At 39.3% G+C, this 19,641-nt stretch carries 21 protein-coding genes; 17 read left to right on the top strand and 4 right to left on the bottom strand.

Annotated elements, in window-relative coordinates:
* Positions 1–34 precede the first annotated feature (34 nt).
* The 3 genes from J580_RS10940 to J580_RS10930 all read left to right on the top strand — a co-directional run bounded on the left by J580_RS10940 (position 35) and on the right by J580_RS10930 (position 3,493).
* Positions 35–2,101 carry a choline transporter gene (locus J580_RS10940; protein WP_017387102.1) on the top strand — a complete coding sequence of 689 codons (2,067 nt, stop codon included), beginning with the start codon at positions 35–37 and terminating at the stop codon, positions 2,099–2,101.
* A gap of 11 nt (positions 2,102–2,112) precedes the next feature.
* Positions 2,113–2,727, top strand: a complete 615-nt coding sequence (locus tag J580_RS10935; RefSeq protein ID WP_002117499.1) for a MarC family protein — start codon at positions 2,113–2,115, stop codon at positions 2,725–2,727.
* Positions 2,728–2,977: 250 nt separating this feature from the next.
* The gene (locus J580_RS10930) at positions 2,978–3,493 is read left to right on the top strand and encodes an acyl-CoA thioesterase (RefSeq protein ID WP_005070756.1); all 516 of its coding nucleotides are present in this window, start codon (positions 2,978–2,980) and stop codon (positions 3,491–3,493) included.
* Between the two features lie 131 nt (positions 3,494–3,624).
* On the opposite strand, the gene J580_RS10925 is transcribed toward J580_RS10930, so the two are convergent.
* Positions 3,625–3,825 (bottom strand): hypothetical protein, encoded by a 201-nt coding sequence (locus tag J580_RS10925; RefSeq protein ID WP_000761577.1) that lies wholly within the window; start codon positions 3,823–3,825, stop codon positions 3,625–3,627.
* 500 nt (positions 3,826–4,325) lie between these two features.
* Between J580_RS10925 and J580_RS10920 the strand changes: the two genes are divergently transcribed.
* The gene (locus tag J580_RS10920; protein WP_032004183.1) at positions 4,326–5,324 is read left to right on the top strand and encodes a CobW family GTP-binding protein; all 999 of its coding nucleotides are present in this window, start codon (positions 4,326–4,328) and stop codon (positions 5,322–5,324) included.
* Between the two features lie 45 nt (positions 5,325–5,369).
* Here J580_RS10920 and dctA read toward each other — a convergent pair whose 3' ends face one another.
* On the bottom strand, positions 5,370–6,632 hold the full coding sequence (gene dctA / locus J580_RS10915; RefSeq protein ID WP_032004182.1) for a C4-dicarboxylate transporter DctA: 1,263 nt from the start codon (positions 6,630–6,632) through the stop codon (positions 5,370–5,372).
* A 189-nt stretch (positions 6,633–6,821) separates the two neighbouring features.
* On the opposite strand from dctA, the gene J580_RS10910 reads away from it, so the two are divergent.
* From J580_RS10910 to pgaD, 5 genes are all read left to right on the top strand, one after another.
* On the top strand, positions 6,822–7,352 hold the full coding sequence (locus tag J580_RS10910) for a YaeQ family protein (protein ID WP_002117684.1): 531 nt from the start codon (positions 6,822–6,824) through the stop codon (positions 7,350–7,352).
* A gap of 87 nt (positions 7,353–7,439) precedes the next feature.
* Positions 7,440–7,778, top strand: coding sequence for an FKBP-type peptidyl-prolyl cis-trans isomerase (locus J580_RS10905; RefSeq protein WP_002117532.1), 339 nt, complete (start codon positions 7,440–7,442; stop codon positions 7,776–7,778).
* 243 nt (positions 7,779–8,021) lie between these two features.
* A complete protein-coding gene (gene pgaB, locus J580_RS10900) occupies positions 8,022–10,016 on the top strand; it encodes a poly-beta-1,6-N-acetyl-D-glucosamine N-deacetylase PgaB (protein WP_032004181.1) in 1,995 nt (664 codons plus the stop codon).
* A gap of 13 nt (positions 10,017–10,029) precedes the next feature.
* Entirely contained in the window at positions 10,030–11,289 is a 1,260-nt protein-coding gene (gene pgaC, locus J580_RS10895; protein ID WP_002117710.1) for a poly-beta-1,6-N-acetyl-D-glucosamine synthase, read from the top strand.
* Positions 11,290–11,372: 83 nt separating this feature from the next.
* On the top strand, positions 11,373–11,792 hold the full coding sequence (gene pgaD, locus J580_RS10890; protein ID WP_032004180.1) for a poly-beta-1,6-N-acetyl-D-glucosamine biosynthesis protein PgaD: 420 nt from the start codon (positions 11,373–11,375) through the stop codon (positions 11,790–11,792).
* A 101-nt stretch (positions 11,793–11,893) separates the two neighbouring features.
* Here pgaD and J580_RS10885 read toward each other — a convergent pair whose 3' ends face one another.
* Positions 11,894–12,682, bottom strand: coding sequence for a crotonase/enoyl-CoA hydratase family protein (locus J580_RS10885; protein WP_032004179.1), 789 nt, complete (start codon positions 12,680–12,682; stop codon positions 11,894–11,896).
* Between the two features lie 247 nt (positions 12,683–12,929).
* Here J580_RS10885 and pnuC point away from each other — a divergent pair, with 247 nt between their 5' ends.
* Positions 12,930–13,511 carry a nicotinamide riboside transporter PnuC gene (gene pnuC / locus J580_RS10880; protein ID WP_005070736.1) on the top strand — a complete coding sequence of 194 codons (582 nt, stop codon included), beginning with the start codon at positions 12,930–12,932 and terminating at the stop codon, positions 13,509–13,511.
* 14 nt (positions 13,512–13,525) lie between these two features.
* The gene (locus tag J580_RS10875; RefSeq protein WP_032004178.1) at positions 13,526–13,825 is read left to right on the top strand and encodes a hypothetical protein; all 300 of its coding nucleotides are present in this window, start codon (positions 13,526–13,528) and stop codon (positions 13,823–13,825) included.
* Positions 13,826–13,870: 45 nt separating this feature from the next.
* Here J580_RS10875 and J580_RS10870 read toward each other — a convergent pair whose 3' ends face one another.
* The gene (locus tag J580_RS10870; protein ID WP_017399043.1) at positions 13,871–14,683 is read right to left on the bottom strand and encodes an IclR family transcriptional regulator; all 813 of its coding nucleotides are present in this window, start codon (positions 14,681–14,683) and stop codon (positions 13,871–13,873) included.
* A gap of 273 nt (positions 14,684–14,956) precedes the next feature.
* Here J580_RS10870 and J580_RS10865 point away from each other — a divergent pair, with 273 nt between their 5' ends.
* Genes J580_RS10865 through J580_RS10840 form a run of 6 tightly spaced genes read left to right on the top strand, consistent with a single transcriptional unit; the run spans position 14,957 to position 19,611 of the window.
* A complete protein-coding gene (locus tag J580_RS10865) occupies positions 14,957–15,262 on the top strand; it encodes a non-heme iron oxygenase ferredoxin subunit (RefSeq protein ID WP_002117586.1) in 306 nt (101 codons plus the stop codon).
* 27 nt (positions 15,263–15,289) lie between these two features.
* A complete protein-coding gene (locus J580_RS10860; protein ID WP_005070730.1) occupies positions 15,290–15,589 on the top strand; it encodes a recombinase-like helix-turn-helix domain-containing protein in 300 nt (99 codons plus the stop codon).
* A 16-nt stretch (positions 15,590–15,605) separates the two neighbouring features.
* Positions 15,606–16,673 (top strand): aromatic ring-hydroxylating oxygenase subunit alpha, encoded by a 1,068-nt coding sequence (locus tag J580_RS10855; protein WP_017387110.1) that lies wholly within the window; start codon positions 15,606–15,608, stop codon positions 16,671–16,673.
* Complete coding sequence (locus J580_RS10850; RefSeq protein ID WP_005070723.1) at positions 16,666–17,430, top strand: SDR family oxidoreductase; 765 nt, start codon at positions 16,666–16,668, stop codon at positions 17,428–17,430. The genes J580_RS10855 and J580_RS10850 overlap by 8 nt, the downstream gene beginning before the upstream one ends.
* Positions 17,431–17,441: 11 nt before the next feature.
* Positions 17,442–18,371, top strand: coding sequence for a VOC family protein (locus tag J580_RS10845; RefSeq protein ID WP_032004177.1), 930 nt, complete (start codon positions 17,442–17,444; stop codon positions 18,369–18,371).
* A 28-nt stretch (positions 18,372–18,399) separates the two neighbouring features.
* On the top strand, positions 18,400–19,611 hold the full coding sequence (locus tag J580_RS10840; RefSeq protein ID WP_032004176.1) for an NAD(P)/FAD-dependent oxidoreductase: 1,212 nt from the start codon (positions 18,400–18,402) through the stop codon (positions 19,609–19,611).
* Positions 19,612–19,641: the final 30 nt, after the last annotated feature.

The raw sequence follows: 19,641 nt of genomic DNA, 5'->3' as shown, positions 1-19,641 counted from the left end.
ATATTTTGTTTTTATTTTATTCCTTGAGGATTGTATGGCAACAGATAATCCAAGAGCAGTTGATGATTTAACATTATCTAAATCTAAAAAAGACCCGCTCAACCGTGTGGTTTTTTATTTTTCAGCTGTACTTATTTTAATTTTTTCTCTCGTCACGTTTTTGTTCAACGATTTTGCAAATCGAGTCATGAATGCTGTGCTTCAGTGGGTAACTTCAACCTTTGGTTGGTATTACCTGCTGGCAGCAACACTATATATGGCTTTTGTGATTTTTATTGCCTGCTCAAGATATGGCAGTATCAAATTAGGGCCTAAGCATTCAAAGCCTGAGTTTAGTTTGCTCAGTTGGTCTGCCATGCTGTTCTCGGCGGGGATTGGTATCGACCTCATGTTCTTCTCGGTCGCTGAACCATTGTCTCATTACATGCAACCTCCGGTTGGAGTAGGTCAAACCTATGAAGCAGCACGCCAAAGTATGGTCTGGACATTGTTTCACTATGGCTTAACCGGCTGGTGTATGTATGCCTTGATTGGTATGTCGTTGGGATATTTTAGCTATCGTTATAATTTGCCGCTTACCATTCGTTCTGCACTTTATCCAATCTTTGGACAAAGAATTAATGGGGCAATTGGGCATAGTGTTGATACAGCTGCCGTGATCGGGACAATTTTTGGTATTGCGACGACCTGCGGGATTGGAGTAGTACAGCTAAATTATGGCCTACATGTTTTATTGGGGTTACCAGAAAATATCTGGATGCAATTTATCCTGATTGCTGTTGCAGTGGGTATTAGTATTATTTCAGTGACATCCGGGGTCAATAAAGGCCTGCGGATTTTATCTGAAATCAATATTTATGTTTCGGTCGGGTTATTGCTGTTTATTTTATTCTTGGGAAATACCGAGTTTTTACTTAATGCCCTTGTCCAAAATATTGGTGACTATTTAACTCGTTTCCCTGCTTTAGCATTACAAAGTTTTGCTTTTGAGCAGCCTAAAGAATGGATGAGTAGTTGGACTTTCTTCTTCTGGGCGTGGTGGATTGCTTGGTCTCCATTTGTAGGACTCTTTTTGGCACGTATCTCAAGAGGGCGTACCATTCGTGAGTTTGTATGCGGTACCTTAATTATTCCACTTCTATTTACACTCACGTGGTTATCTATTTTTGGTAATAGTGCACTGCACAGCGTTATTTTTGAAGGCAACCAAACCTTAGCAGCGACGGTGTTAGCAAATCCGGCTCATGGTTTTTATGACCTGTTAGCGCAATATCCGGGCTTTACCTTTATCGCTTCAATTGCCACCGTAACAGGGCTTTTGTTTTACGTGACTTCTGCCGATTCGGGAGCGCTGGTTTTAGGTAACTTCACGACTAAACTTACTAATATTGATAATGATGCTCCACGTTGGTTAAGCGTGTTTTGGGCAGTGGCGATTGGTTTACTCACATTAGCCATGCTCATGACCAACGGTATTACCGCCTTGCAAAACGCAACTATTATTATGGGTTTGCCGTTTAGTTTTGTGATGTTTCTTGTGATGGCTGGGCTTTATAAGTCCCTCAGACTTGAAGATTACAGACATGCTAGTCGCAGTATGAATGCAGCGCCAGTCGTAGGAAACGTTGATATTCTGAACTGGAAACAGCGTTTAACTCGAGTGATGCATCATCCTGGAACCACTGAAACACACCGCATGCTAGATACGGTGTGTTTGCCAGCTGTTCAGGCTGTTGCTGATGAGTTGATTAAGCAGGGTATGAATGTGGACGTGCAGCAAACCCCGCTTGAAGATGAAGATACGCTTTACCATCTAGATCTCACTATCCATTTGGAAGAAGAGCAAAACTTTGTTTATCAGATTTGGCCTGTACGCTATAGCGCGCCGAACTTCAGTCAGCGTGTAAAACGTGGCAAACAGTTCTATTTCCGACTTGAAACCTATCTTTATGACGGCTCGCAAGATAACGATCTGGTTGGCTACAGTAAAGAACAGGTCATTAACGATATTTTAGATAAATATGAAAGACATATGACGTTCTTACATATTAATCGTATTAGCCCTGGGAATCGTCCATTGTTCCCAGATCCACAAGCTTAAGAGGAAAATGCATGGCTTCTCCTTATCTACATTCTTTTGCTTTATTTTTCTCGTTGCTCAATCCATTTTTAATGAGCATTTATATGATTGGCCTGATCCGCCATTCAGAAGCCAAGGTGTTTAATAAAGCACTGATTCAGGGAAGTTTGATTGCTTTTGTCGTGTTCATGCTATTTGCATGGGGCGGCGAAACAATTTTTAGTAAATATCTGAATGTACGTTTTGAAGCCTTTCAGATTTTTGGAGGTCTTATCTTTTTGGTGATTGGCTACCGCTATGTGTTTCAGGGTGCCGACACCATTGGAGAAATGCGTGGTGCTCCAGAACATCTGGCTGGTACCATTGCCATGCCGTTTATGATTGGCCCAGGGACTATTAGCGCTGCGGTAGTCACAGGGATTGAAATGTCAATTGGTGAGGCAGCGCTAGTGATTGCCTTCACTTTATTTTTAACTTGCAGTATTTTGATTTTGATGAAATTTTCACATGATCATTTACGCTATAAACATGCCAAACATATTGATCGCTATTTTGACATTGTCGGGCGTTTATCCGCTTTATTAATTGGTACGATCGCCATTGATATGATCATTAATGGTGTGACAGGCGTCATTAATAAAGTTTAGCAAGTCACTCATAAGAACCGGCTATGCCATTGAACATGGAATAAAATGGCATAGCATCTTCTAAAAAATTTTAAGATAAATAAAACAGCTTTAAAAAATAACTTTAAAAATAGTGTCTTAAAAAATTAAATTTTAAAAAACAATCAAAGATATTAAAAAATACAATGCTATGTTGTGGATTTAAGCATGTTTTTTTTGTGAATTATCAACCATAATGTTGACTGAGCTTGTTTTAAGACAGAGTTGAGCTATGCCTACATTAGATGAAATGACCACAGCAACTGATGATCAGTCTGAATTGACGATGTCAGTTTTGATGACGCCTGATATGGCAAATTTTTCAGGTAATGTTCATGGTGGTACGATTCTAAAACTACTAGACCAAGTCGCTTATGCTTGCGCAAGTCGTTATTCGGGTGGCTACGTGGTGACTTTATCTGTAGATAAAGTAAATTTTAAAGAACCTATTTATGTAGGTGAGTTGGTAACCTTCTTGGCAAGTGTGAACCATGTAGGTCGTACTTCAATGGAAGTCGGTATCCGTGTTGAAGCGCAAAATATCCAGAAGCGGACAGTGCGCCATACCAATAGCTGTTATTTCACGATGGTTGCTGTTGATGAACAGGGCAAGCCATGTGAAGTACCTCAATTAAATCTCAATACAGAATGGAAGCGTTGTCGCTTTGAAGCTGCTGAGCATCGTAAGGTTTTACGTCTTCAAGAAAACCACAACCCATCTTGTAGCATGTATAAGAAAACTTCTTAAAAAAATAGATCAAATTAAAAAAGGATCGAACCGCAGCATGGTTCGATCCTTTTTCTTCTTTACCAAAATTCAGCGTCCATTTTTCATTTCAGTAAAATTATCTCTGAGCTTGGAGGAGAATGCTGAGAGAATTAACGAGTTGCAGGAGCAGCTTCAGAAGCAGAACCTACAGCATCAGATGCAGCATTTGCAGTGTTTGCTTGTTCTTGAGTTGAAACAACAACTTTTTCTTCACCAGCAGTGTTATGTGCTTGGTCGTGCTTAGAAGCAGCAAAAGTTGAAGCAGCAGTTAAAGCGAGTGTAGTAGCGAGTAAAGTTTTAGCTAATTTCATTTTATGGCATCCTTAAATTTCATTTAAAAATAAATTAAACCTAATCGTTCATACATACCTGAAACCTGTATGGCTGAATGACTAAGCTAGGACACATGCTAAGCCGAGGTTGGTATTACATCAATTAACTTAACAATCTATTACGGCTATCTTAACAATATGAAATATACGGGTCATTTATGTGAGCAATCTGTAAAATAAAGGGACTTAAATACACCTTAAAATGTGAAAAAATATTTCTTATCGAGTAAAAAAAAGCCAACTCTGTTACGTAAACCTAACACTCTGGCATAAATTGTGAATGTGCTTGAATAGGATATTTCGTTTGAGTTATAGATGTTAAAAGCTAATTTAGATAATTGATGAGATGCCTGTCACAAATTGAGAGCTTTAGCCTGATAATTGAAAAGTATATCTTCAAAGTTAAAAATCATTTTCATGCTACTTAAACAGTGATATACCTTTCTTAGTTTTTTAAACCTTGTTGATTTGAGCCGCTTGTGAAACTGATTGCCCCAAAAACTGTTCCTACCCATATTATTTCCGGTTTTTTAGGGGCAGGAAAAACCACATTATTACAGCATTTATTAAGCCAAAAGCCTAAAGATGAGGTTTGGGCTGTATTAATGAATGAGTTTGGACAAATTGGAGTAGACCAACAACTCTTACCTCAAGATGAAGGATATGCAGTCAAAGAGCTATTAGGGGGCTGTCTATGTTGTAGCAGTCAATTGCCGATGCATATTGCTTTAGCACGGCTATTGAGTGAGCAAAAGCCAGATCGACTCTTTATTGAGCCGACTGGACTTGGGCATCCTTCTCAGTTATTTGACCAACTGACTGAGCCTCATTGGCAAAGTAGTTTAGCCATGCGGGCACTGATTACTGTGGTAGATGGTAGTCGTTTGCATGATACTAATTGGGTTAAACAAAACCTTTACGAAGATCAGTTAAAAGCTGCCCAGATTGTGGTGGTGTCACATACCGATGTGATGACTTTTGAAGATGATCAGGCGCTTGAGCTATTAAAAGACGAATACCAGCCTTATCACCAAGAGTGGATTAAAACTGAAAATGGTCAGTTAGCTTTAAATAAAATTGATATAGCTGCTCGTTTAACCGAGCGATCTATACAACCTTTACTTAAACTTCAAAAGCAAATGACTGAAACCGAGGTCGCAAAGGAAATTAATCAATTACCTTATCATTATGTCGAGTCGGCACAAGGTTATATTGTGGCTGGTTGGAAGTTGCCTAAACGCTGGAAATTCGAGTTTTATGCTTTGCTAGATTTATTATGTGCACAGCAAGACTGGCTCCGAATTAAGGGAATTTTTAACACAGATCAAGGATGGAAAGTTTTTAACTTTAATCCTGATCAGTTTAATTATAAGTCGGGCGAAGAGGGCATTGATAACCGGATTGAGATCATTAGCGAACATAACCATGATTGGTTAGCTTTTGAAACAGCATTACTTGCCTGTCAGCTTGAAGAATAGAGAACATTAAACCAAAAGTAATTCAATGTTCTCTGAAGAGTGGGATTAAGGTTTGCTATCTAACACAGCTTTAGCTTGCGCATGGTCAATATCTTTTTCCCAGTGAGCAATCACTACGGTCGCGACACAGTTACCAATTAAGTTGGTACAGGCACGAATAATTCCGATAAACCAGTCGACTGAAAGTAGAAGCACTAAGCCAATTGCAGGGAGACTTGGTATCACTGAAAGTGTGGCTGCAAGAATAACTAAAGCTGAGCCTGGAATACCGTGTGCACCTTTAGAAGTAATGAGCGAAACCAGCAAAATAGCCAGTAAGTCATGCATAGATAAATCAATATTGCAGGCCTGTGCAATAAAGATCACGCCTAAAGTTAAGTAAATTGAAAAGCCATCTAAATTAAATGAATAACCAGTTGGAATAACCAAACCGACAGTTGAATCTTTAATTCCCAAATTTTTGAGCTTTTTCATAATTTGAGGAAGAACAGAGTCAGAAGAAGCTGTACCTAAAACAATCGCGAGTTCATCTTTAAAATAGCCTACAAATTTGAAAATGTTGAGACCGGCAAGTTTTAAAATCGAACCTAAAACAATAACGACAAATAAAATGCAGGTTGCATAAAACAGTAAAACTAAATAACCCAATTGTAAGAGTGAATCTAAACCAAATTTAGCAGTGGTATAGGCCACTGAACCGAATACACCAATTGGAGCTAAACGAATAATGAGTCCCATAATTTTAAAGAAGACTTCTGAAAAAGCTTCAAGCGCTTGACGTACTAACTCTGCTAAATGTTTAGGAATTAAAAGTAGGGAAACACCAAATAAAATAGCGATCAATAAAACCTGTAAAATATCGCCGTTTGCAAAAGCAGCAGTGAAGGTCTTCGGAATAATATTGAGTAGAAATTCCGAACCTGTGTGCATTTCGTGGGCACGTTCGGTATAGGTACTTAAATCTTTTGCATCTAAATGGCTAATATCGATATTCATACCGACGCCCGGTTTAAATACATAGGCCACAATAATGCCTAAAATTAAAGCAATACTGGTCACCACTTCAAAATAGAGAATAGTTTTTGCACCGACTTTGCCCATTTTTTTTATGTCGTTTGCACCATAGATTCCCAGTACAACAACACAAAACACAATTGGTGCAATAAGCATCTTAATTAAAGAAATAAAACCATCACCTAATGGCTTTAGAGAAAGGGAGAAATCATGAAAGCCGATTCCAACTGCAACCCCAAGAAAGAGAGCACAAAGAACCTGTAAAAATAAACTACGCTTGAGCTTTAGCCACATAAGTCATCAATTTTAGCAAGAGGAAAATATCTCTCTCTAAAGCAAAAAGCCGGCCAACTATAAAATAAGCTGAGCGTTTTGGAAGAATATGCAAATTTCACATGACTATGCTTTGCATTGTTCAGTTTTTTTATAATTTTTTACCTAAAATCGAGTATCCTTAGCGCCAAATTTTTGGACATATTAATCATGGCGCTTAAAGCAACAATTTATAAGGCAGACTTGAATATTGCCAATATGGATGACCATATTTATGGTGATTATCAACTGACGCTTGCCTTGCATCCTTCGGAAACTTTAGAACGCTTAATGGTTCGTTTGATGGCTTTTGCCCGTTTCGCAAGTGATGAGCTTGAGTTTACTAAAGACCTTTTTGAAACTGACGAGCCAGCATTATGGCAAAAAGATTTAACGGGTCAGTTAGAAACATGGATTGAAGTTGGCTTACCATCTGAAGATAAAGTCAAAAAAGCCAGTGCGCGCTGTAAAACAGTTGCGCTTGTTGTGTATGGCACACAAGTCGAAGAATGGTGGAAACGAAACAGTAAAATTAAAACGTTAAGTAACGTTCAGGTGTGGCAAATTGCTCCTCAAAGTACAGCAGAGCTTGAACAACTTTGTGAACGTACAATGCAGCTTCAATTAAATGTCATGGACAACGAGTGGACGCTTTTAGGTGAAAAGGGTCAGGCAAGTGTTGTGTGGACACAGTTACAGTAACATAGAAAAGCACAACAAATTCTACAGATTCAGTTGGTACACTAAGTACCAATTGCGATTTTAAAGATTCAGATTAAGGGGTAAACCATGTCAAATGAATTAGAAATTATCGATTTAAAAGTAGGTGAAGGCAAAGAAGCGGTTAAAGGTGCTTTGATTACAACTCATTACACAGGTTGGTTAGAAGACGGCACAAAATTTGATTCTTCAATTGATCGCGGTAATTATTTTGAATGTGTGATTGGAACAGGCCGTGTAATTAAAGGTTGGGACCAAGGCATTATGGGAATGAAAGTTGGCGGCAAGCGTAAATTAATCGTACCTGCTCATTTAGCTTATGGTGAGCGTAAAATGGGTAAGATTATTCCCGCTAATTCTAATTTAATTTTTGAAATTGAATTATTCGATGTCAAAACTCGTGACTAGTGAAAATTTAAAGCCCTTTAGGGGGCTTTCTTGTTTATATGAGCTTTAAATATAAATACATTATTAATTTATATTTTAGCTTTTTAAATATTTAAGATTATTTTCAGATTATTTGATTATAAATGCTGACTGAGAAACTGTTCATTTATGGGTAGGCTGACATTAAGACCAAATTCCAAAAAGTTTGCGTCTTAAAATCAAACTCCGCATAAATAATCTATATTGTTATTGAGACGCTATTTCATGATTATCCGCTTTGCATCTCCTTTGTTGAACATATCACTTGGCTTAGCTCTGGCAGGTTTGTCAGGCATGGCATTAGCCAAACCACCTAAACTGGACGCGTCAACACTTACGGTGATTGGTTATCATGAAATTACCGATACCAAAAATGCATTAATTCCTCAATATGCAGTGACGACTCAACAATTTACACAGCATGTTGAATGGCTGCAAAAAAACGGATTCCATTTTATTACGGTTGATCAGTTGATCCGTGCTCATCAAGGTAAATTTCAATTACCTACAAAACCTGTTCTATTAACTGTAGACGATGGTTATCAATCTTTTTATCAAAATGCTTATCCTGTCATTAAAGCTAAAAAAATCCCTGTAGTACTCGCAGTAGTAGGTTCATGGTTAGAGCCAAAAGCAGGGCAAAAAGTCGATTTTTCAGGGGAAGAAATTCCACGCGATAAAATCTTAAGCTGGCCTGAGCTGAAAGAAATGCAAGATAGTGGCTTTGTAGAAATTGCAAACCATAGCTATCATTTGCATCGCGGTATTACAGGCAACCCACAAGGCAACTCTGAACCTGCTGCAACAACTCGTTTTTATGATGTAAAAACTCAAACTTACGAGAACGATGCACAATATCAGTCACGTATTTATAACGACTTAAAGAAAAATAACGAACTACTTAAAGCACACGGCTTACGTTCACCACGTATTATGGTATGGCCTTATGGTCGCTATAATATGCAAACTGTTCAAATTGCTAAAAAGCTTGGTATGCCAATTACCATTACACTTGATGATGGGGCAGACCACGCAAAACAATCTCTCCAAAATATGAGCCGTATTTTGGTAGAAGGCGATATGACGACTGATGATTTGGCTCAAGAAATTAAAAATCGTGAATTGAATTTAACGGATAACAATCGTCCGCAAAAAATTATGCATATCGATCTGGACTATATTTATGATCCAGACCCGAAACAGCAAGAACGTAATTTAGGTCACTTGTTAGACCGAATTAATGCGATGGGTGTAAATACCGTCTATTTACAGGCATTTTCAGATCCAGACGCGAATGGCTCTGCTGATATGGTGTATTTCCCAAATCGTCACATTTCAATGCGTGCCGACTTGTTTAACCGTGTAGCATGGCAAATTCAAACCCGTACGCCTGTAAGTCGTATTTATGCATGGATGCCTTTATTGGCATGGGAACTACCAAAAACTGATCCAGTTTCTAAAGATTTGGTGGTGACAGAGCAAGCAAAAACAGGTGAACACCTTAATATGGGGTATATCCGTTTAAGTCCGTTCTCAGCAGACGCACGCCAAACTATTCGTGAGATTTATCAAGATTTGGCTAAGTCATCTTCATTTAACGGAATTTTATTCCATGACGACGTCACCTTATCTGACTATGAAGATGCAAGCCCAGATGCCTTAAAAGCTTATGCGAAACAAGGTTTACCTACAGATTTGGCAAAAATTCGCGATAACGATCAAGATTTGCAAAAATGGACGGCATATAAGACAAAATATCTAGATGATTTTGCAATGCAACTTGTTGATGACGTGCGACAATATGAACCGTTCTTACTCACCGCACGTAACTTATATGCGCAAGTTGCTTTAAAACCATATGCAGAAAACTGGTATTCACAATCGCTTGAAGAGTCATTAAAACGTTATGACTTTACGGCTATTATGGCAATGCCTTATATGGAACAGGTCGATAATGCTGATCAGTTCTATAAAGATATGGTTGATCGCGTGAAACAATATCCAAATGGTATTAAGAAAACCGTTTTTGAATTACAGGCAACCGACTGGCGTAAAAACGAAAAGGTACCTTCAACTGAAATGGCCGCAACAATTCATTCTCTTTATCAGCAAGGTGTAATGCATGTCGGATATTACCCAGATGACCCAATTAAAGATCATCCGGATGTGGACACTATGCATAAAGCATTTGCTGAAAAATCATCTCGTCTTGTGCCGTAGTTGAGGCTAAAACATGACAATCTTTGCTGCAATATGGTCGCATGCCTTAAAATTCGTTTTCTATTATCCATTATTCATGTCGTATTTATGGATGATTGGCGCGATCATTTTCTATTGGAAAGAACGTCAGGCTCCGCCTTACGATCAACCTGCTCCATTAGAGAGTTATCCAAAAGTCGCTGTATTAATTCCTTGTTTTAATGAAGGGGATAATGCAGAAGAAACCATTAGCCATGCGTTAAAACTGGACTATCCTCATTTTGAAGTGATTGCGATTAATGATGGTAGCTCGGACAATACAGGAGAGGTACTCGACCGTTTAGCAGCACAACATGAAAAACTCCGTGTTGTTCATTTGGCTCAAAACCAAGGTAAAGCAATGGGGTTGCAAGCCGGAAGCTTAATGACCGATGCCGAGTTTTTAATTGGTATTGATGGCGATGCTTTACTTGACCCACATGCAGCAAAGTGGATGATTCGTCATTTTCAGGAAAATCCAACAGTTGCAGCGGTTACGGGTAACCCGCGTATCCGTACTCGCTCAACTTTATTAGGGCGTATTCAGGTCGGTGAGTTTTCTTCGATTGTCGGCATGATTAAACGTGCACAACGTACCTTTGGACGCTTATTTACCGTATCAGGTGTAATTACCGCTTTTCGTAAGAGCGCTGTTCACCAAGTGGATTATTGGTCACCCAATATGTTGACTGAAGATATCGATATTACTTGGAAATTACAGCGTGCAGGTTGGGACATTCGTTTTGAGCCGAATGCCTTGGTCTGGATCTTAATGCCTGAAACTTTAAACGGTTTGTGGAAACAACGTTTACGTTGGGCTATGGGTGGGGCACAGGTATTAATTAAAAATATTGATGTGTTCACCAAACCAAAATTAAATTTTTTATGGCCTTTAATGTTTGAGCTTTGCTTAACCTTAGTTTGGTCATATTTAATGTTGGCGATGGCTTTATTATGGTTGGTACATTTTATTTTACCGGTCCCTGCTTTAGCCGTTGTGAGCTCTCCATTTTTACCGTATGGTAGCGGTATTTTATTGGGGGCAACCTGTCTCATTCAGTTTGCTTTAAGCAAATGGATGGATAGTCGTTATGAACCACATCTGGGAAAAAACTATTTCTGGATGATCTGGTATCCATTGGTCTTTTGGCTAATCACCATCTCGGCAACTATTGTGGCATTTCCAAAAGTTTTAAAACGTGGAGATGAGAAACGTGCGCGTTGGGTGAGCCCGGATCGGGGCATTCGTGGATGAAATGCAAGAGTCATGAGATTTTAAAGATCGTGCTGTATTGATGTCTGGGGAAAACCACAGCACTTCGTTAGGTAAAGAGAGAAATGAAGACAAATTCGTTGATTATTGATTTACGCCGTCAATTACCATGGCATAAACGCTATGCTTCTACAACAAGCACAGCCATGATGTGGGCGGTTTGGTTGTTGCTGTGGCGTCCATTTGTACTGATCTGGGTTTTGGCTGAGCTCCAAAAAACACATTTGGTTCACCGTTTGTTTAGTGCCTTTGGTTTAGGTATTGAACATGGCATTACTGCGTTAATTGCTTGTGCAATTTGCTTATTGCTGTGGAGTCATTTGCTGCCTGAGCATCGTGTTGGTGGTAATGCGCTTAAAGCAAAACAGACAGATGATTATGCGCGCTATTTTGATTTACCTGAACATGAAATTGAGCAGGGACGTAGTCAGAAAATTACAGTCGTTCACCATGATGAACTAGGTAAAATCGTTAGAGTTGAATAAAGCCAATTAATAAAAAAGCCCGCATCATGTGGGCTTTTTTTTACGCTAATTTCAGTATATCCATAAGTTTTAAACTGTAGAGCGCAGTGTTTGAGTAGGTATTATTTACCTTTGAAAACAGGAGGCCTTTTTTGCAACATGGCAAAAACACCCTCTTGAACATCTTCTGTTGTGAGCAAAGGTTGAAGATGGCTTTGCAATTGCTTAAAGGCAACCTCGTACCCTTCATTAATAGCTTCACGAGCAGAGGCGAGGGTCGCTTTTACAGCAAGAGGAGCAGCTTGCGCAACATGTTCAGCAAGTTCTATTGCACGGTTGAGCTGAGAACCATCTGGGCATATTTCGGTAATCAGGTTCATGTCAAATGCTGCTTGGGCATCGAAAGAGTCACCAGTGAGTAAATAACGCATGGCTTTGGCCCAACCCGCGGCTTGAGTAAAACGCGCAGTAGCTCCGCCAAAAGGTAAGATGCCACGTTGAACTTCCATTTGAGCAAATTGTGTATTTTCACTCGCAATCGTAATATCTGCGTTGAGGAATAGTTCTATACCAGCTGTATAACAATAACCTTGTACTGCCACAATCAAAGGTTTACTGAGCTTTCGGCCTATTGTGCCCCAAGGGTTAATCTCATTTTTACTAAAATCAAAAACACCTGTAGCGAGTTTAGGTTGTAACTCAACTAGGTCCAAACCAGCTGTAAAATGATCGCCATGAGCAAAGATAACAGCGCAGCGCAGGGTATCATTATTTTCATATTCGGTGAGCGCTAGTGATAAGTCTTTGATCATGTGACTATCAAAAGCATTACGTTTTGCTGCCCGATCTAGGCCAATTAAAAAAATATGTCCGCGAGTTTCACGGCTGACTTTTCCTTCTTGATTTGACATATTGTCATGCTCTTTATTTGTCTTTAATCATGTTTTAAACAATCGTTTAAAAACTAGCAAATATAATTTGTTCGCGACTCGATCAGTATTTCTTTTGTCTGTGCATTGCAATAAATCGATGACATTAGAAAAGAATAAAACCTCAGACAATGCCAATTTGCATCATTTATTTAAATTAGCAGTTTGCTTCGCTTTATATTTTTCTCATAATACTTCGTCAAATTGATCTCAATAAGCAGCTGTTTTTATGTCACCTCTAGAAATCTTTGCGGTCTTGATTAGCCTGATTGGAGTCGGATTAACGGTAATCCGTAATATGTGGTGTTGGCTGTTTAATTTCTTTGCCTTTGTTTTATATGCCTATTTGTTTTACGAATTTAAGCTATATGGCGAAACGATTTTGCAGTTCTTTTTTATGGTCGTAAATTTTTATGGCTTTTACTACTGGCTCAAAGGAAAGCAGCAAGATCACGATATTCGAATTGAACCGATAGCAGTTCAAACTGCTATCATCCAAATGATCATTGCCGCGGTAGGTGGCTTGCTTTTTGGCTTAATTCTTAAAAACTTTACTGATGCAGCAGTTCCTATGCTCGACTCACAACTTGCCGCATTTAGTTTGCTTGCAACGTATTGGACCAGCCGAAAACATATTGCGACTTGGATACTTTGGGTATTTGTCGATATTATTTATGTCGGCATGTTTATCTATAAAGATTTATTCTTAACAGCCGCTTTGTATGCAGCATTTGTTTTGATGGCAGCTTATGGTTGGTATCAATGGGAAAAGGTTAAAAAGAAACAGCTTTTAGCCTCAAACCAGCTTTAATTTGGAGAGTGATCATGTTGTTGAGCTTAGAGGTTTATAAACAACAACAGTTTGATCAAATGGCTACAAAAATAATGGCTAAGCCAAAAGAATATTGTGAATTTAATTCTGTATCAGATTTTTATAACGCTGCATGGCTCAACGGTTTTCCACAAGGTAGCCAGATTTCTGCTACTGGTTTAGATGATGGTGCTGAGGAGTTTTATGCAATTATTCAGTTTAAACAACAGTATTTAAAATTTGATATTAAAGAAAATGATTCGACAATTATCTTTCAGGATATGAATGGGAACATTTTTAAAAGTAACTTTTAATTTATGAAATAAAATCTAAAAAAAAGCGACTTAACGTCGCTTTTTTTAATAAATAAATTTGGAAATTTTATTAGCTGTTTCAACAACTAAACTTGCGATATCTTCTTTAAATGTTCTTTCATCATAAGTCGTAATTGGACAACTTACAGAGATAACAGCGACCATTTTACCATTTGATTGTTTAAAAATAGGCGCCGCACAGGCTGCCATATCATGATTGTAATGACCCCAGCTCACCATGGTTTTTTGAGTTTTTACGTAAGAGAGTCTTTGCAATAAAGCTTTTAAATTAGTTGGCGTCAGTTCAGAGAAACTGTCCCAATCGCTAAAATTGCGGTAACGCTGACGTACTTCCGTTTCAGGTAAATCAGATAAAAGCATTTGACCAATGACGGTTGCATGGGCAGGCCAGCGAGTTCCTAAACTAATGTTGCTCGTAAAGGTTCCCATCGACTGGATATTATTTACAAAGACAATATGAGTGCCTTCTAAAATTGAAAGATGTACTGCGAGTTTGGTCTGGTCACGTAGTTCTTTCATTAAAGGTGTCGATAAATCAAGTAATGAAAGTTTAGATAAACTGTTAAAACCAAGTTCCATAACTTTTGAATCGAGAGCGTAAGTTTTTTGAGATGCTTTTCTTAAATAGCCACAAGATTCGAGTGTATAGATCAGACGAAATGCACTAGAACGGTTCACTTCTAAAATTTCAGCAATTTCTGTAATGGTCATTTCTTGCGCTTGTTGATTAAATGCTTGCAAGATAGCTAAACCCCGTACAAGTCCGGGTACTAAATATCGATCATCATTTTTTGTTGTTTCCGATTCTTGCGAATCTTCATCAATTGCTATGCTCATTCGTGTCATTTTCCTATAAATAAAACATGATTCAATTTGGGGCATGCTGCTTTATTTTATAACTATTGTAATTGTTAAAAATGCATAAAACAATTTTTATATTTAAAACTTTGTTTCCTTCTTGAAACGTAACAAAATATTTAAAAATTAATAAACCAATGAATTTTATATTTATTTTTACTTTGACAAAAAATGATCAAGGGGATTATGCTTAGCTTGTGTTTTGAAAATCAAATTATGTTTTGTATATAAAACAAAATGAGGACGCAAGGTATGAGTTGGATCTCAGTTTGTCAGCAGGGTGACGTTAGCGAAGATGAGCCGAAAGCCATCGAAATTGAAGGGAAAAAAATAGGCGTATTTTTTGTCGATGAAAATTACTTTGCTATCGAAAATGTTTGCCCTCATGCGTATGCCTTATTAACCGAAGGATTTATCGAAGATCAGACTGTTGAATGTCCATTGCACGAAGCAATTTTTGACATTCAGACAGGTGAGCTAAAAAGTGGGCCAGGGTGTAGAAACCTATGTACGTACCCAGTTCGTGTTGAAGGACAGGATATTCAAATTCAACTCTAGTCCTCACATGTACAAGGAAGCAGAACAATGAAGACATTTAATGAAAAGTTGGCAAGCTGGATTCATGCAACGCCAGCAACCGAAGCAGGTATCAACAATATTCAAATTCCAGGTCAATCTGAATTGTTGGTTTGGCAGACACGTTATAAAGAACCAACGCTCTACGAACAGGATTTTGTAAAAAACTTGATTCAGGCATTTTCTGCGGGCGCAACAGAGTTAGATGACGTTGTTTCTGCACTTAATCAACAGGGTTTCCGCTGTGAATCTGGTGATGAATGGACTTCTGCAAGCTTTACAGAAGAAATGCAACGTTTAGGTTATTGATTCAGGGAAGAATAAAATGAACGCAATCGTATCAACTTCACAAAGCGCTGAAGAATATTTAGAACTTGGTTTACGTGACCAATGGCATCCGGTTTTGGCAAGTTGGGAAGTCGCTGCTAATCCAGTCGGAATTACCCGTTTAGGCGAAAATATTGTGGTTTGGCGTGATGCCGAAGGTCAGGTTCATGCACTTGAAGATCGCTGTCCACACCGCGGTGCTCGTCTTTCCCTTGGTTGGAACTTAGGTGACCGAGTTGCTTGCTGGTATCACGGTGTTGAAGTTCGTGCTGATGGTGTTGTTGCCGATGTGCCAGCAGTTCATGAATGTCCAATGACCGGAACTAAATGTTTAAAGAACTATCCTGTAATTGAGCAACATGGTGCAATCTTCATCTGGTTTGGTATTGATGCAAATGAACAACCAGCGCCGCTTGAGTTCCCAGAGCAACTTGCAAGTGAAGAATGGAGTGCGTTCCTTTGCCAAGCAGACTGGAAAGTAAACCATCAATATGCGATTGATAATGTGATGGACCCAATGCATGGGACCTATTTACACGCGACATCACACTCAATGGCAGATGGTGAACGTACTGCAGAGATGAAGCACCGCACGACTGATAATGGCTTTGTTTTTGAAAAAGAAGGTCAAACAGGCGTGAACTTTGACTGGGTTGAATACGGTTCAACAGGTGCGAGCTGGTTACGTCTTTCAATTCCATACCGCAAACAATTTGGCCCAGGTGGCGAATTCTGGATTGTAGGTTATGCAACGCCAATTGATGCCAACAATACTCGCGTATTTTTCTGGCGCTGCCGTAAGGTAAGTGGTTGGCAACGTAATGTATGGCGCTTCTTATATCGCAATCATTTAGAACAGTTGCATTGGGATGTATTGGAACAAGACCGAATTATTTTAGAAAACCTTGCGCCAAATGCGCGTGCACGAGAATTCTTATATCAACACGATGTAGGGCTTGCACGTTTACGCCGTTTAATGAAGAAAGAAGCTGAAAAGCAATTAAAGAAAATTGCTGCGCTAAATGCATCAAACCGTATCGAGATGCAGGAAGAAGCTCATGGCTAATGTAGCGTTGCTGCAAGGCAAAAAAGTTTTAGTGACTGGTGCTGCGCGTGGTTTAGGCCGAGATTTCGCTCAAGCCATTGCCGAGGCTGGTGCTGAAGTTGTGATGGCAGATATTTTGTCTGACTTGGTGCAACAAGAAGCGCAAGCGTTACAGCAACAAGGGCTAAACGTTCATGCAGTAACAGTTGACCTTGCCAATGCAGACTCTATTGAAAATGCGGTTGCAAAAAGTGTTGAAGTATTACAGGGGCTAGATGGCCTTGTGAATTGCGCAGCACTGGCGACCAATGTCGGTGGAAAAAATATGATTGATTACGATCCTGAACTTTGGGATCGGGTCATGAATATTAATGTGAAAGGCACATGGCTGATCAGTAAGGCATGCGTTCCCCATTTAAAGCAATCGGCTGCAGGCAAAATTATTAATGTTGCTTCCGATACAGCACTTTGGGGCGCACCGAACTTGATGGCTTATGTTGCAAGTAAAGGTGCAATTGTTGCCATGACGCGTTCAATGGCAAGAGAGTTGGGACAATCTAATATCTGTGTCAATACATTGTCACCGGGCCTTACTCTGGTTGAAGCAACCGAGTATGTACCTCAAGAACGTCACGATTTATATGTCAACGGAAGAGCGATTCAACGTCAGCAACTTCCACAAGATTTAAATGGAACAGCATTGTATCTACTGTCGGATTTGTCCTCTTTTGTGACAGGTCAAAATATTCCGGTCAATGGCGGTTTTGTCTTTAACTAAGGAGTAGTCAAATGATTACAGGGATCGAGATTTTAAAGTTTGGAGTTGAAGATAGAGCCGCTTCAAACAAGTTTTTGGCAGATTTTGGTTTAAGCCAAAGTGCTTCGGATATTGAAGGCACTGATCTTTACCAAACTCAAAACGGTAGCAAAATTTATCTATTTAATTGTGATGATGATCGTTTACCGCCTGCTATTGAGCAAGGTTCAACTTTACGTGAAGTGACTTGGGGTGTTGAAAGTACTCGAGACCTTGATAAGTTGGCAGCTCGTTTGGCCGATGTAGAAGGTTTTAAACGTACTGAAAATACAGTTCAGTGCCTTGACCCAAATGGCATGACCATTCGTTTTGAACAAAGCTTTGTTAAAGAAGTACCTGAACTTAAAACGGAAGGTATTAACCAATACGGCAACATTCAACGTGTTAATGCAGCAAGTCCTGTCTATGAAAAAGGTCAGCCTGTTGCGATTGGACACGTGGTGTTTTTCACACCGGATTTGGCAACAACTGAAAATTTCTATATCGAGAAAGTAGGTTTCCATTTATCTGATGCTTACAAAAATCGCGGTGCATTCTTACGTTGTCGCGGTGAAGGGTATCACCATGATTTATTCTTGCTCAGTGTTCCAAATAAACCTGCTGGCTTAAATCATGTTGCGTTTGTAGTACGTGATATCCATGAGGTGATTGGGGGCGGTTTAAATATGAATCGTTCGGAATGGTCAACCTTTATTGGACCCGGACGTCATCCAATTTCTTCTGCTTATTTCTGGTACGTCAACTCACCATTAGGTGGTGCATTTGAATATTACACCAACGATGATTATTTGACAGAAGAATGGCAACCTCGTGTAGAAGAACATCGTCTAGAGCTTTTCACCGAATGGGCGATTGAAGGTGGTCTTGATGACACAACCCGCCGTCAGGTGAAGCCTGTTTAACAGGGATTGCTTTACAAGGAAGATGGCTATGGAAAAGATCGTAATTGTAGGTGCCGGACAGGCAGCGGGTTGGGCAGTAAGTACCTTACGTCAAAATGGGTATGTAGGCGAAATTCACGTGGTTTCAAATGAAGATCAAGTGTTTTATGAGCGTCCGCCACTGTCTAAGCAAGTACTTTCAAAAGAAGCAACGTATGAAAGTTTGAATCTATTCTCACCTGAACAGGTTCAAGAGTTCAACGTTCAATGGCATAAACCGGAAATTGCAACAAAAGTCGATCGTGAGCAAAAACAGGTTCATTTAGAAAGTGGTCAGATTTTACCGTATGACAAATTGCTGATTGCAACTGGAAGCCGTGCACGTGTACCCGTCAATACATGGCAGTTCATTCCAAATGTTGTGACTTTACGCAATGTGCATGACTGTGAGCGTTTGGCTGAAATTTTAAAGAATGCCAAAAATGTCGCTGTGATCGGCGGTGGCTGGATTGGTTTAGAAATTGCTGCAACTGCACGTAAGCAAGGTAAAGATGTTCATATTTTTGAGTATGGCGACCGCTTATGTGCAAGAAGCGTGAGTCCGGAAGTTTCTGCATTTTTAAAAAATATGCATGAAACCCAAGGCACAAAAATTCATTTAGACAGCAAGAGCCTTCATTTAGTTGAAGCGCCGAATCAGAAAGTTGAAGTGGTGAACCATCCTCAAAATAGTCAGTTATTTGACTGTGTTGTGGTAGGTGCAGGCGCTGAAATTGCCAAAGAGTTAGGTGTACATGCTGGTCTCGATGTGAAAGATGGCATTGTAGTGAATTGTTTTGGGCAAACTTCAGATCAAAACATTTATGCCGCAGGTGATGTCGCGATTCATCCGGGCTTGGGTTATTGCATTCAGTCTTGGGCAAATGCACAAAATCAGGCAATTGCAGCAGCAAAGTCGATGCTCGGAATTGAAACTGAATATAGCGATATTCCATGGCTTTGGTCAGATCAATATCTCTTTAATATCCAGATTTTAGGTACTTATCAGCCTGAAAAAACGAAGGAAGTCGTCATTCGCCAAGGCGGGGAAGATCAGGTGAGTTATTTATATCTGGACCATGAAAATCGTTTGCTCAACATGATTGCCATTAATGATTCTAAACTGGTCAAACTGGCAAAACGTTGGATGCAAGCCAACACCGTTTTAGATCCAAAATTATTAGCAGATGCTGAATTTAATGTCATGAAGTTAAAACCGTAAACATTAAATCTAGTTCTCATTACCAAATCG

It is taken from the genome of Acinetobacter sp. 1542444 (assembly GCF_000581835.1).
GTDB lineage: Bacteria > Pseudomonadota > Gammaproteobacteria > Pseudomonadales > Moraxellaceae > Acinetobacter > Acinetobacter pittii.
Note: the sequence above shows the minus strand (reverse complement) of the source record. Positions and strands in the feature narration are given on the sequence as shown.

Excerpts from the sequence above, each read along its gene's own strand:
- J580_RS10850 (WP_005070723.1), top strand. The coding sequence starts at position 16,666 with ATGGCTAATGTAGCGTTGCTGCAAGGCAAAAAAGTTTTAGTGACTGGT.
- pnuC (WP_005070736.1), top strand. The coding sequence starts at position 12,930 with ATGTCACCTCTAGAAATCTTTGCGGTCTTGATTAGCCTGATTGGAGTC.
- J580_RS10930 (WP_005070756.1), top strand. The coding sequence starts at position 2,978 with ATGCCTACATTAGATGAAATGACCACAGCAACTGATGATCAGTCTGAA.
- J580_RS10875 (WP_032004178.1), top strand. The coding sequence starts at position 13,526 with ATGTTGTTGAGCTTAGAGGTTTATAAACAACAACAGTTTGATCAAATG.
- J580_RS10865 (WP_002117586.1), top strand. The coding sequence starts at position 14,957 with ATGAGTTGGATCTCAGTTTGTCAGCAGGGTGACGTTAGCGAAGATGAG.
- J580_RS10905 (WP_002117532.1), top strand. The coding sequence starts at position 7,440 with ATGTCAAATGAATTAGAAATTATCGATTTAAAAGTAGGTGAAGGCAAA.
- J580_RS10860 (WP_005070730.1), top strand. The coding sequence starts at position 15,290 with ATGAAGACATTTAATGAAAAGTTGGCAAGCTGGATTCATGCAACGCCA.
- pgaC (WP_002117710.1), top strand. The coding sequence starts at position 10,030 with ATGACAATCTTTGCTGCAATATGGTCGCATGCCTTAAAATTCGTTTTC.
- J580_RS10855 (WP_017387110.1), top strand. The coding sequence starts at position 15,606 with ATGAACGCAATCGTATCAACTTCACAAAGCGCTGAAGAATATTTAGAA.
- dctA (WP_032004182.1), bottom strand. The coding sequence starts at position 6,632 with ATGTGGCTAAAGCTCAAGCGTAGTTTATTTTTACAGGTTCTTTGTGCT.
- J580_RS10845 (WP_032004177.1), top strand. The coding sequence starts at position 17,442 with ATGATTACAGGGATCGAGATTTTAAAGTTTGGAGTTGAAGATAGAGCC.
- pgaD (WP_032004180.1), top strand. The coding sequence starts at position 11,373 with ATGAAGACAAATTCGTTGATTATTGATTTACGCCGTCAATTACCATGG.
- J580_RS10910 (WP_002117684.1), top strand. The coding sequence starts at position 6,822 with ATGGCGCTTAAAGCAACAATTTATAAGGCAGACTTGAATATTGCCAAT.
- J580_RS10925 (WP_000761577.1), bottom strand. The coding sequence starts at position 3,825 with ATGAAATTAGCTAAAACTTTACTCGCTACTACACTCGCTTTAACTGCT.
- pgaB (WP_032004181.1), top strand. The coding sequence starts at position 8,022 with ATGATTATCCGCTTTGCATCTCCTTTGTTGAACATATCACTTGGCTTA.
- J580_RS10940 (WP_017387102.1), top strand. The coding sequence starts at position 35 with ATGGCAACAGATAATCCAAGAGCAGTTGATGATTTAACATTATCTAAA.
- J580_RS10935 (WP_002117499.1), top strand. The coding sequence starts at position 2,113 with ATGGCTTCTCCTTATCTACATTCTTTTGCTTTATTTTTCTCGTTGCTC.
- J580_RS10870 (WP_017399043.1), bottom strand. The coding sequence starts at position 14,683 with ATGAGCATAGCAATTGATGAAGATTCGCAAGAATCGGAAACAACAAAA.
- J580_RS10885 (WP_032004179.1), bottom strand. The coding sequence starts at position 12,682 with ATGTCAAATCAAGAAGGAAAAGTCAGCCGTGAAACTCGCGGACATATT.
- J580_RS10840 (WP_032004176.1), top strand. The coding sequence starts at position 18,400 with ATGGAAAAGATCGTAATTGTAGGTGCCGGACAGGCAGCGGGTTGGGCA.